General features: G+C 68.0%; 8 protein-coding genes. 1 reads left to right on the plus strand and 7 read right to left on the minus strand.

The genetic code is table 11. The features are described 5' to 3' along the window. Nucleotides 1–24 precede the first annotated feature (24 nt). Nucleotides 25–756 carry a sulfite exporter TauE/SafE family protein gene (locus AB0H88_RS34420; protein ID WP_357651918.1) on the minus strand — a complete coding sequence of 244 codons (732 nt, stop codon included), beginning with the start codon at nt 754–756 and terminating at the stop codon, nt 25–27. Between the two features lie 164 nt (nt 757–920). Here AB0H88_RS34420 and AB0H88_RS34425 point away from each other — a divergent pair, with 164 nt between their 5' ends. Continuing rightward, entirely contained in the window at nt 921–1,619 is a 699-nt protein-coding gene (locus AB0H88_RS34425; protein ID WP_357651920.1) for an alpha/beta fold hydrolase, read from the plus strand. A 71-nt stretch (nt 1,620–1,690) separates the two neighbouring features. On the opposite strand, the gene AB0H88_RS34430 is transcribed toward AB0H88_RS34425, so the two are convergent. The 6 genes from AB0H88_RS34430 to AB0H88_RS34455 form a co-directional block, all read right to left on the minus strand. Then, nucleotides 1,691–6,736 (minus strand): type I polyketide synthase, encoded by a 5,046-nt coding sequence (locus AB0H88_RS34430; RefSeq protein WP_357651922.1) that lies wholly within the window; start codon nt 6,734–6,736, stop codon nt 1,691–1,693. Nucleotides 6,737–6,794: 58 nt separating this feature from the next. Next, a complete protein-coding gene (locus AB0H88_RS34435) occupies nt 6,795–8,702 on the minus strand; it encodes an AMP-binding protein (protein WP_357651923.1) in 1,908 nt (635 codons plus the stop codon). A gap of 1 nt (nt 8,703) precedes the next feature. Then, complete coding sequence (locus AB0H88_RS34440) at nt 8,704–9,927, minus strand: peptidogalycan biosysnthesis protein (RefSeq protein ID WP_357651925.1); 1,224 nt, start codon at nt 9,925–9,927, stop codon at nt 8,704–8,706. A gap of 72 nt (nt 9,928–9,999) precedes the next feature. Continuing rightward, nucleotides 10,000–10,932 (minus strand): sulfotransferase domain-containing protein, encoded by a 933-nt coding sequence (locus AB0H88_RS34445; RefSeq protein WP_357651927.1) that lies wholly within the window; start codon nt 10,930–10,932, stop codon nt 10,000–10,002. A 163-nt stretch (nt 10,933–11,095) separates the two neighbouring features. Then, entirely contained in the window at nt 11,096–12,280 is a 1,185-nt protein-coding gene (locus tag AB0H88_RS34450) for a hypothetical protein (RefSeq protein WP_357651929.1), read from the minus strand. After that, entirely contained in the window at nt 12,277–12,762 is a 486-nt protein-coding gene (locus AB0H88_RS34455) for a SigE family RNA polymerase sigma factor (protein ID WP_357651931.1), read from the minus strand. Before AB0H88_RS34455 ends, AB0H88_RS34450 begins: the two co-directional genes overlap by 4 nt. Between the last annotated feature and the right edge of the window lie 86 nt (nt 12,763–12,848).

A 12,848-nucleotide genomic window follows, 5' to 3' on the forward strand; every position in this document is an offset into this window, starting at 1 on the left:
CTCGTCGCACGGGCCTGGCCGACATCAGCCGTTCAGTGCGGCGGAGAGGGTTACCACCGCGCTGACGAGGAGGGCCGCCAGCACCACCTTGCGGAAGCGTTCCGGATCGATGCGGCGGAAGACCGCGTTGCCGGCGAACCACCCCAGCTGCACGATCGGCAGGCCCACCACCCCGATCCAGATCGACTGGGTGTTCACCTCGCCGGCCACGGCGAATCCGACCAGGCTGAGCACGCTGGTGCCGGCGAACACCACCGAGAGGGTGGCGCGGAACTTGGTCGGGTCATAGCCCATGCCCTGGAAGGCGGCGACCATCGGCGGCCCATTGGTGCCGGTTGAGGTGGAGAGTGCGCCGGAGATGAAGCCGACGCCCACCAGCACGGGAACATTCCCGGGCACCTTCACGCGCCGCCACACCATCAGGGTGCAGCCCAGGACTCCGACCCCGATGAGTGCCGTGAGCACCCGCTCAGACGTCACTCCGTACACCCAGAGGCCGAGCGGCATGCCCAGCACAATGCCGGCCATGGCGATCATGGCCACCTTCCACTCGGCGTGGTGACGCTGACGCACGGCGATCGTGACGGTCATGGCCAGGGCGGACATCGTGGTGGCGACCACCGCAGTATGAGGGTCGACTGTGAAGGCCAGCAGCGGAGTGGCGACGAGGGCGTACCCGAATCCGGTCACCGCGTGCACTGTTGAAGCGATCAGGATAATCACGGCGGCAGCTAGCAGCGTGGACACCTGCCACACTTTGCCATGATCTACTGAAATGAACCAGTATTCTCAGAAAATTTGCCTCTGGCGGTTGGTGCGGCGGTATATGGAGACTGTCAGGGATCGGCTAGTTAGGCGTCGGTAAATAGTTGGTGAGGCTTGCTCTCGCACTTCGTCGATTGTCAATAGGAGTGAATGAAATGGGTGGTCAGGAGCCTGCGAGCTACATTGTCAGCCCGGCACTCGATGGTGACCAGGCTGTCATCTTCGTTCCCGGTCTGGGCGGCCGGACGAAGTTCGTGGAGCGGTGGAACGAGCCGGGCCGGGAACCTGTCATCCGCCGGGCCAACTGGAGCGAGCCGATGAATGTGCCCTCCGTTGACGAGCGTGGCGCGGCGCTCGCGGCCCTCGTCGCGGACTCTGGTGCCACGGATGTCGTGCTCGTGGGCCACAGCATGGGTGGTCTGGTCTGCCTGGAGGCGGCCAAGCACCTGGAGCGACAGCTTCGCGGCACCGTCATCATGTGTCAGTACCCGCCGCATCGCACGCCGCTCTCACCTCTGGCGGAGCTGCCGGACCGGGCATTGGCCGAGGAGCTCGAGGCGCCGTCACACATCATGGACACGGCGGCCCTCCCCGAGTACGCACGTCTTTGGCGCTCTGAATATCAGCTGCTCAATCGCTATCTGGAGGCAGATCCGCGCCCCATGCTCAATGCGCCGATAATCGCGGTCGGCGCCACGAATGACGCGAGCTCCTGGAACACCGAATGCCTCAATGACTGGAGCCAGTACACGACCGAGTGGCTGTCGGTTCACCTGGTCGACGGCGGCCACCAGATCGTCGAGCAAATGCCCCCCGAGACTCTTCACGAATGGGTCAGGAAGGTCCGTGGCTGAACACCATCACGTGGCTGAACACCACCCGTGGCTGAACACCAGCCGTGGCTGAACACCACCCGACCGGCGCGTCACTCGGTCAGCCGTCGCAGCTCGGCGGCCAGCTCGGCCACCGTCGGGTGGTCGAAGATCACCGCGATGCCGACGTCCACGCTGAAAGCCCTGCGGATCTCCTCGACCAGACCCACCGCGGCGAAGGAGTCGCCGCCCAGCTCGAAGAAGTCCTCGTCGGGGCGGACCGACTCCACCCCGAATTCGGCGCACCACATCTCCGTCAACCGAGCCTCGAGCGACGCCTCGTCCGATGGCGCTCCACCCGAGACCCGCCCAGGTGAACCGGGCCGCGCACGTGCCATGGCCGACGCGCCCGGCTGCTCGGCGTCGGCGCCGACGTCATGGGGCATGTCCTCGGGGGAGTTCTTCAGGACCGCGTCCTCCCCCGACACGGTGATCGCCACTTGCCTGTGACCGGGCCGGCCCAGGAGGCGCAGCAACATGCTGACCCCGGTCGCGGGCGTGATCCCGTCGTCGGGCGACGACCCGGCATCGGTGCCTCGCTGTTCACCAGAGGTCTCGGGGGCGACCATGGACTCGTCGACGCGGCGCATCGTGAAGCCCCTGACCTCGACGGCGACGTCACCGCCGGCCGTCAGCACGTCGATGTCCGCCACGATCGTGTCCGACCCGCTCGGGCGCCGGCGGATGTGGCTGTACGCGAGACCCGGTATCGAGCGGTGCACGACGATCGACTGGTACGCGAAGGGTGCGTGCGGAGGCTCATGATCAGGGTCCCGCGCCAGTGACACCGCCGCGTCCAGGAGGGTGGGATGCAGCGCGTGCTCGTCGAGCTCATGGTCGAACGCTTCGGGAAAGGTGAGTACGGCGAGCTTCGTGCTGATGTCCTCCCCGGAGGTCCAGATCTCCTCTCCCGGCCATCGTGGACCGATGGTGAACAGCCGGTTGTCAGCGTCGTTCACGGGTATCCGCCGCTCGGGCAGCGACGCGCGCAGCCCGTCCAGGTCCACCGTGTCCGCCCTGTCGTCCACCAGCCGGATCTCACCCGTGGTGTGCACGCGGTGGCCGTCAGGGGAGCCTGGGGAGAGCGGTGTGGTGCGAACGGTGAATCGCCAGAGGTCCTCGTGCGGTTCGAAGCCGACCTCGAGCGACACAGGCTCCGGGGTGGTGATCGGCTTCCGGAAGACCATGTGGCGCAGCTGCGCGGACCCTCCGTTCGGGCGATCGATCGCCTCGTGGAAGGCGCGCAGGACGAAGTCGACCTGGGCCGTGCCCGGCAGTACCGGGACGCCGTCCATACGGTGTTCGTCCAGGATCGGATAGTTCTCGGCCGACAGCGGAGTCGACCACCAACGCACATCCGCCCCCGATTCGGCGCGCCCGGCTTGCGGCGACCGCCCTTGGCGGGCGGCCATGCCGACCTCGGCCCAGGACGGCCAGTTGATGGCCATCGAGGCGCAGCCTGCCAAGGGCTGCCGCCGCACCACCGCGTCGAGGAAGGCGTTCGCCGCGGCGTAGTCAGCACTGCCCACCAAGCCCCTGAGCGCCGCGCGGCTGGAGAAGGCCACGAAGAAGTCGAGGTCCGCCCGGCCCCGCAGCACCTCGACCAGCGCCAACGTGCCGTGGACCTTCGGCGCGAGGGTTCGCGACACCTGCTCCCGCGTCCGGAACTGGAGCATGCCCCCTCCCGCCACGCCGGCGAGGTGGAAGACCCCGTTGATGCCCCCGAAGGAGTCCGACGCCTGGTCGATCACGCGCCGCAGCGCGTCCACGTCGGTCACGTCGCATGCCTCGATGCGGCACTCGGCGCCGAGAGCCCGGATTTCGGCGAGCTCGGCGTCGTGCCTGTCTGCCGCATGACGACCCAGCAGCAGCAACCGTGGTTGCCGGCCGGTGTCCGCCAGGCCACGCGCCACGGCCAGACCGAGGCCACCGAGCCCGCCGGTGATGACGTAGGCACCCCTGTGACGCAGGTCGACAGGGCCCACACCGTCAGGGACGAGCTCCCGCTCGCCGGGGACCCAACGCCGATCCCCTCGCAGGGCGACGATCTCGGATCGCTTCCGGCCGCGTAGCTCCGCGACCAGCCGATCGTCGGTCACGCCGCCCTGGACGTCGACCAGCTTGCACATGGCGCGCGGGTTCTCGAGCATGTAGCTCCGCACAAGCCCGAGCAGCATGGCCCGCACCGGGTGCACGGTCTCGCCGCCCGTCACGTCCGCGGACAGCTCGGTGACGACCAGGACGCCGCGAGCGCGCTTGTCGGGCGCCCGTCGCGCCGCTTCCTGCAGCAGCTCGACGATTCGCTGGAAACCGGCGTCGAGCTGGTGGTCGATGTCGCTCAGGTCAGGTTCGGCCAGGCCGCCGAGCTGCGTCGCGTCGATGATGAGCTCCGGGTATCGCCGCGAGTCTCTCAGCTCGTCCAGCAGCCGAACGACGTCCGCCGAGTGCCGGGGGCGGATCACGAACTCCGAGCTCCGAGCTCCCGAACCCGAATAGGAGGAACCGTGCCGCACCAGCAACGCATCGTCCCACCCAGCCCTGCCGAGCAGGGCGACCAGCTCGCCGGCTCGTCGCGCATCGTCGGGCAGGAACACCAGCGACCGGTCCCGCACGTCGGTGTCGCGCTGCCCGGCCGGCGCGGCCTCCACCCACGTGGGCAGACGGAACACCGCACGACCCGCTGGTTCCCCCGCCTCGCGGACGGGCGCGGGGCCGCTCGGAGACTCGATCCAGTACCGCTCGCGCTGGTACGGGTAGCCCGGCAGAGGTACGCGTTCACCCGTCGCGGCCAGCGCCGACCAGTTCACCTCGGCGCCCAGGGTCCACAGCCGGGCCAGCGCATGAAGGAACGAGGTGCGTTCGGTGGCGCCCTTCGACGGCCCGCTCGGGAGCGTCGGCACCGTCAGGTGCCGCTTGGCGCGCACCTGGGGATGTGCGCGTGCCAGGGTGGTGAGCGTCCGCCCGGGGCCCACCTCCATCAGTACGCGGTCACCGTCGGACAGCACGGCCTCGAGCGCCTGCTTGACCAGGACGGGCCGGGTGAGCTGCCAGAAGTCCACGCTGCTCACCTGTGCCGCATCCACGAGGCCACCTGTGGACGCGGAGTAGATCTTCCACCGAGGACGACGTAATGCGATGCCGTCGAAGGCCAGCCGGAACTGCGTGCCTCTGGGTGACTCGCCCATCGCTCGGGTTCGGGCGCTCACCAGCCGTACTGCTTCCGGGAGGGTGAACACCTCGGCGAGCGTGGCGGCCGCGAACTCCCCGATGCCGTCGCCGAGCAGCGCGTCGGGCTCGATGCCCAGCGCCAGCCACAGCCGCCCCAGCGCGTACTCGACGCTGAAGAGCGCCGGCTCTTCCGGCGCCCGCTCCCAGATCTGTCGCTGTGGCAGGCCGCAGGCATCGAAGAGGGCGAAGCACTCGTCGAGTGCCTCGCTGAACGCCGGTTCGGTGCGATAGAGCTCCGCCGCCATGTGGGCGTGCTGCGCCCCTTCTCCCGGGAACAGGAACACGGTGCTTCGCTCTGCCCGCTCTTCCGGGGTGACGACTCGCCTGCCGTGGTCACGCACGGCGGCGGCCGCGTCGGACATGCTCTCGACCACCACAGCGCCTCGGACCGGGTGCGGCGTGCGCCCCATTCGCAGCGTGAACGAGACGCTGGAGAGCGAGTCCGCGCTCTCCTTGAAGGATCGGGCAAGCCGCTCCGGGTACGCCTCGGCCGCGGCCGGCGTCCGTCCTGACCACATGATCAGCTGCGTGGGCTCCGGAGCCGGGTCGACCGCGCGGGTCGGCGCCTCTTCGAGGATCGCGTGCGCGTTCGTGCCACCGATTCCGAAGGAGCTGACCCCGGCCAGGCGTCGGTGACCGGCCGATCGAGGCCAGGGCCGCAGCGTGTCGTTGACGAAGAACGGTGAGTCCGCGAGTTCGAGGAACGGGTTGACCTCCGTGAAGTTGACGCTCGCGGGGATCTGCTCATGGCCCAGCGACAGAGCGGCCTTGATCAGCGAGGTGATCCCTGACGCGTGACCCAGGTGGCCCACATTTCCCTTGATCGATCCGATGGGACACCGCCCGGGTGCGAGTCCCGACGTTGCCCGAGCGCTGAACGCCTTTCTCAGCGCCGCGATCTCGATGGCGTCACCCAGTCGAGTGGCGGTGGCGTGTGCCTCCACGTACCCGATGTCCTCGGGACCCACGCCGGCGGCCTCCATGGCGCTCAGCACGACCTCCGCCTGCTGATCGGCACTGGGCGCGGTGAAGCCGACCTTGTTCGCGCCGTCGTTGTTGACGGCCACGGCCCGGATCACCGCGGTGATCCGATCGCCGTCGGCCATGGCGTCGGCGAGCCGCTTGAGCACCACGACGCCGACGCCGCTGCCGAAGATCGTGCCGCTGGCCGCCGCGTCGAAGGGGCGGCAGTGGCCGTCCCGGCTCAGCGGGCCGTCCTGGGCCCACCAGTACCCGTGACCGACGGGGAACTCGACGTCGGCACCACCGGCCAGAGCGACGTCGCACTCGTGGAGGCGGAGCGCGTTCACGGCGAGATGTACGGCCACGAGCGAGCTCGAACACGCGGTCTGCACGGTCATGCTGGGGCCGTGCAGGTTCAGCTTGTACGAGACCAGTGTGGACGCGCTGTCGGGGTTGTTCCACATGCCGGCCGCCATGCCGGTGGCGCTCCGGAGTGCCTCAAGGTTTCCGACGACGCGGCCGATCCCGTAGCGGTTCGCGGCGACGGACGAGAACACGCCTGCTCTGCCGAGTCTCAAGGCGTCATAGCCGGCGTTCTCGATGGCGGCGTGCGAGGTCTCCAGGTACAGCCGTAGCTGCGGGTCGCACGCCTCGGCCTCACGCCGGTTCAGGCCGAAGAACCCGGCGTCGAACAGATCGATGCCCTCAGGCTCCGCCACCGCCCGCACGTAAGCCTGGTCGTCCAGCGCCTCACGCGACACGCCGCTCGACCGGAGCTCGTCCTCGGACGGGAAGCGCACCGACTCCTCCCCGGCCACGAGGTTCTTCCAGAGCTGCTGGGTGTCGACCGCTCCTGGGAAACGACCGGCCATCCCGATGATCGCGATCGGCTCAACGAGGTTGCCCATATCGTCCACCCTTCGATTCGCTTGCTGCCGCTCCGTACGGGGAGCGAGCCGTCGCGGGTCAGGACAAGTCGTCCAGGTTCTCCCGCAGGTAATTGGCAAAGGCATTCAGGGTGGGATAGCGAAAGACCAGTAGGGGAGAGATCTCCGTTCCGAGCTGCACGGAGACCTCCGACACGAAGCGCATGAGGGACATCGAGGTGAAGCCGGCCTCGAAGAAGCCGCCGTCAGGGTCGACCCGGCCGTCGCTGCGGCCTCGGCCGAGAGCGGACCGCGCGCTCTCGTGAAGCACCTCCCACAGCGCCGCCGCCCGGTCCTCATCCTGCGCGGCGTCCACGACCGCCGATTGGGCCGGCTTTCCCCCGTTGTTCTCCGGCGATGAGTCACGCACCTCAATGCTTGAGGGCACCACCGCGGGGTCCAGATGCTCGTGGAGCACCGCACGAAGCTCGTCGCTGTCGAGCGCCGTCGTGGAACTCCGGACGACGGTCAGGCGTACGGATCCGACTCCGCTGCTGTCTTCGACGAACGTCGCCACCGAGCCGGCGACGCCGGCGACCAGGGCGGCCGCGCCCTCGATCTCGTCCAGCTCCACACGCGTGCCGTTGACCTGGACCTGCCGGTCGGCCCGCCGTACGAAGCACATCGAGCCGTCCGGTAATCGACGGACGATGTCGCCGGTGTCGTACCAGCGTCGGCCGTTAGGGCGGTCATGGTCGGGATTCAGTAGCGGGGTTCCGTCCGTGTAGCCGAGTGCGCAGGCAGCGGCCTCCACGTGCAGCCGGCCCTCCGGACTTTCACCGTCGGACGCGTTGACGGGAACGATCTTGACAACGGCATGGCCGAGCGCGCGTCCGATGGGAATCGGGTCCTCGCTCGCGACCCCCTTACCGGGCGGTACCTGGTGCACGCACACGACCTGCGGGGTCTCCGACGCGCCGTAGCAGTTGGCGATGGTGGCATAGGGGGCGAACCGTGCGGTCGACCGCAGCGCCGCGGCCGTGAGCCGGGCCCCCACCGAGCAGACCAGCCGCAGGCTGTCGACGGGAAGCCGCGACGTGCCCGCCATGAGCTGGAGGAGGACCGGCGAGCCCTGGAGCACGGTGATGGAATGCTTCGACAGCCAGGCCGCCATCAGCCGGGGATCCGCGGCCGTGCGACTGTCGGGAATGAACAACGTCGCACCGGTGAGCCAGGGCGCGATCAGCTCCCGCAGGCTCGGGTCGTGGCCGGGTCTGCTGAGAAAGGCGACCCGATCGGATTCGTCCATGGGCAGTTCCTTGAAGAACGCCACACCGGCGGCCTCGAAGGCCGCTCGCCCGACGACGATCCCCTTGGGCCTGCCCGTCGTGCCGGACGTGAAGAGGATATGACTGACTCCTCCCACGCCCTCTCCACCGAGCCCGCCCTCTCCACCGAGCCCGCCCTCTCCACCGAGCCCGCCCTCTCCACCGAGCCCGCCCTCTCCACCGAGCACGTCGAGCCCGTCGAGTCCGTCGAGTCCGTCGAGGCGCGAGGGTGACGGCACACCGTCATTCCCGACGGTGTTCAGAAGCTCCAGACCAGACGGCCCGAAGGCCGCCACGGCGCCGGTGGCCATCAATGCTCCGCGTACCCGCTCAGCGCCCCAGTCTCCCAAGATCGCCGGAACGGCGCCCGCGCTCCAGAGCCCCACGATCCGCGCGACGAACTCCGGGCTCCGGTCCGCCGGCACACCCACCACGCGGCGCTCCAGGCGGTGATCCCGCACGACGACGCTGACGTCCTCGCTGAGTGCGGCAACGTCGCCGAAGGAGATCTCACGATCCTCGTGGACCAGGGCGACCCTGTTCAGGTCACGAGGCACCCGTCCGAGAAACCCCGGCGGGGCAGTGCTGGTCGCGGTGCTGGTCGCGGTGTTGATTGTGGTGTTGGTCGCGGTGCTGGTCGTGTCATGGACGGGGCCAGTCGGCTCGTCCCCTCGGCTCACGCTAACCTCCCTCGCGGGCATGATGTCCAGCCCGTCGTTCGATGTCGCGTCCCAGCAGCTCATCCCACGCCGAGTGAAAGTACCTGGGGTGAACGCTGCGTAGCTTGTGCCAGTGCTGCCTTCGGTTCTCCGCCGCTGTGGTGTCGATCTGGCCGTTGGGGCTACCTCCGGCCGCCGCCCACGCCAGGTGCACCAGCGGGAGCACGGCCGAACCACGCCGGGCCTTGCCCAGCTCCGCCCCGGCGCCGGTGACGACTGTCGACAGCCCCACCGAATAGGCGTACTTGATGGGCTCGTAGATCGCCGCGTTGAAGTACACGAACGGGTCCGGCGCTTCGTCCTCTTCGTCATCGAGACGCCCGAAGTCCGTCACGTACAGCCGGTCATGCCAGCGGCACATGACTCCGGTCCCGACGAGACGACCCCGCACGCGGCACAGCAGGGCCACCGACGAGGCGTTTCCCAGTGCGGACGAGTACGCCGAGAGGCGTCGCGTGACCGCGTCCACGCTGTACGCCATTCCGTACTTGGCCCGCACGTTCACGATCATCGGCGCGATGGTCGTGATGGCCTCACGGAGAGGTACGGTCTCGGTCGCGCACTCCTTGGCGAAGAGCCCCACCTCCCTGCGGGCGCTGGTGCGTGTGTTCCGTGGCAGCGTCGCCAGATAATCCTCGAAGTCCCCACCGGGGAGCTCCAGCTCGGTCTGTGCGACGCTCGCCAATCGGTGCTGATCTCCGTCGCCGACGATCGGAGCGAGGTCTCTCCACGCGGCGGCATCGAGGAACAAGAAGAAGGTGTACGGGAGCCCGCGCTCGACCGCGACGGCGCAGGCGGCATCCCTAAGTGCGTGCAGGACCACTGTCCTGGTCGAAGTCGGCAGAGTGCGGTCCACGATGAGCCGCGTACTGAATCCCGCACAGGACCCGGCCAGCAATCCCAGCCGGCCATCGAGCGAACTCGCGGCGTGCAGCAGGTCCTGGAAGTGGAGCTCCGGCCAGTACAGGTAGTCACCACGACTGGGGAGCGAGTCATAGAGGGGAAGGGCACCGAGGATGCGAGGGTGCCCGGGTTCTCGGGCGATCAGATACGTGACGGGTCCGTCGCCGGATTGCTCGAGAGCCCGCAGCCACGCACGGCTCTGGAACATGTCCTGCGGGTCGGCGACGTCATTCCACGCATACCCGGCAACGTCGTCCAACGAGGGGACACGCTCGACCGTCACGAGCCGTCCTGCCGCATCTGGCGACATTTCTGGAATTTCCTGATGCTTCATCGAAACCCGGCAGTCATGCGCTCACCTGGCCCCGTGATGGAGCCATTCGCGCAAGTCTGGCTCCGCGAGCTCGGCTATCCGACGGTCGTAGTGTGCTCGATCCTCATCGGTGAGGAACTGCTGCCATTGGCCCGACTTACCACTGCGGAAAAAGCGTTTGTGATCGCGGATGTAGCCCAGCTGCTCGTCGGGTGCGAGCTCATCCGCGCGATTGCGCATCTGCTGGAACGTGGCGGCCTCGACCAGTTCCGGCCACTTGCTCTCGTCGATCTCGATGTCGAGCCGTGCGGCGAGCCGTCGCATCTGGCCGGCGAGGTCGTTGGAGAGGTCGGCGTAGTGCAGCAGGATGACGTTCGGCTCCGCGCGGCGAACCCATGCGCGGCTCTGCGTCCAGACCAGCGCACGCAGTGAGTCGAGATTGTCGTAGGGCGAGTCGTCGTTGTCCACCCAACGTAATAAGTACTCCCGTTCGTCGAGGAAGTCCCTCTCGTCATGATCGTCGACCTGGACTTCGGCCGCCGCGTTGCCGGGGTGGGCGGCCTGATGAATCAATCGACGAATCACGTCACGCTTGAGATTCTTGCCGTGGCTGCGCAGGGAGATGGCGACATCGCGCGGGTCCCGTCCCACCGTGATGTAGGTGACCTGCGGATCGACCGGGATGCCGTCGAGCGGGATGTGGGTTTTGATGAAACGGCGGTGTTTCTGCGCGGCCAGGTTGTCCCAAACCTCCTGTTTCGGACGCACGAGCATGTCGATCCACGGTGAGAGGCTCGACAGTGGCGCGGGTAGTTGGGGCGTCTGAAAGATCAGGAGCGCGCAGATCGTCTGGGTCCAGGTGGTGCCGCATTTCGCCGGCGAATTAATGACAATATCGCCGGGCCGGAATTCGAACGCGTCCCACCGGGAGCTGTCTTCCATCGGTGTGAGGTAACGGACTGGATGCGTCGTCATCAACGTGAGTTTAATCACATCATGCGAGTTAAGGAAGGTATGTGATTGTCTGAGTGCATTCAGTGATAAGAATGCGCGAATTGGTGCTATTTCCGATCTGACTGGAGGGGAATTCCAGGCGCAACAAAGCCCCTGGTAAGACACGTGCCATTTATCTGGCGGCTCATCCACTGCGCAGGGAGTAAGCGGTCACACCCTTGGGCAGGTCGGCGACGCGTGACAGCGCGCCGGTATTGATGTTCCAGCCGAGCAGCCTGTCCGCGCTCTCGACGATCACCGTGTCCTGGCCGATCCAGCCGCGCACGGGACAGCCGCCCTTCCCGCACCTCCTGTCAGGGGAATCGCCCCAGGGCAGGAGCAGCGTCCTGACCACCCGTCCCGTGGCGATGTCGGCCACGACGACCACGTCGGCCTCCTTCGCCTGATCGTGGTGGGCGAACGCGGACCTGGCGACAAGACCGTCACGCTGCCATCCGTGGTTGCCCAGGTTGCCCACGGGCATGCCGCCCTTGCTGGTGATGTACTGGAGGTTCAGCGCCACCTCCGACCCGCCCTCCTGGATGACCGTCCAGCCGCCTTGGTCGGGCGAGACGATCCTGAGATCGCGGTAGCCCGCGACACCCGTGAAGCCCTTGTACGGCTGCCGCCGCGCCTTCCCCGTGGCCAGGTCGAGCAGGTAGTTCGCCTTCTCCTGCTCGACGAGGAGTTGCTCGCCCCGCCAGAGCACCATCTCGTTGACCCCCGGCACCGGGTAGCGCCTGATCTGGCCGATCACGAGGTCGACGACCACCACCTCGTCCTTCTGCGGGAAGGCGGCCATCGTCCCGTCGGGGGCGAGCGAGTTGGGCTTCAGCGGCGTCCCGCCGTGACCGGCCGAGTCGACGGAATCCTCCAGCTTCACATCGAGAGGGAGGCGACCGCCGGATTTCATCATGTAGATCCGCCCGTCGCCGAACTCGGCCAGCGCCAGGACAGGGCCGGAAACCGCGGTCACGACGGGGATGTCGGCCCACTTCTCCGGCAGCGCGGTCGCCAGCGTGGGCAGCCCCGCCTCACCGCTGGGCGGTGGCGCTGTGTCCATGGCGGCCGTCGGCGGAACCGTAGGCGTGGGTGTGACGCTGGAATGCACGGTGACGCCGCGCTCGACCGGCTCCGGGGACACGACGATCCCCACCACGACGAGCACGGTGACGGTCGCGGCCGCTGCGGCCACCGCGACCACCGCCCACCGGCGGCGGCGGATACGGCTCCGCGTGCCCCGCCGCCACAGCTCGCCCGCGCGGGACGACCCCTCAGGCAGCGTCTCGGCCAGATCGTTGAAGAGCTCCCGCAGCCCCTGGTCCGTCATATCAACACCTCTTCCAGCTCGGGAGCGACCTCGCGCAACCGCTTCAGTGCCGCGTGCGTCTGGCTCTTCACCGTCCCCGGCGAGACCCGGAGGATCGCGGCGACCTCCCCGACCGGCAGATCCTCGTAGAAGCGCAGCACCAGCACCGCCCGCTGCTTCACCGGCAGCCTGGCCAGCGCGCGGGCGAACACCACCTTCAGGTCCGACGCTCCCGAGGTGTCATGGTCCGCCTGGTCGGGCGGCTCCCCGTAGGCGAATTCCCGCCGCCTCCGCCACGTGGACGCCACGTCCCTGTACAGGGTGGTACGCACGTAATTGACGGGATCGGTATGCACGTTCGACCAGCGGCGCGCCAGTTTGATCAGGGCGTCCTGAAGTACATCCTCGGCCAGATGCCTGTCACCGCTGATGAGGATGGCGGCACGCAGCAGCCGCGGGTGCCAGGCGGCGACGAAGGCCTCGAACGCCTCGGAATCCGTCATATAGACAAGACGCCCGGCAGGGGGTGAACGGTTGGGGCTTCCCCGAAATCCGCCGTCGCTTATAGGGGCCCGCTCTGGAGAGCGGG

This window comes from Nonomuraea sp. NPDC050680 (assembly GCF_040654555.1).
Lineage (GTDB): Bacteria > Actinomycetota > Actinomycetes > Streptosporangiales > Streptosporangiaceae > Nonomuraea.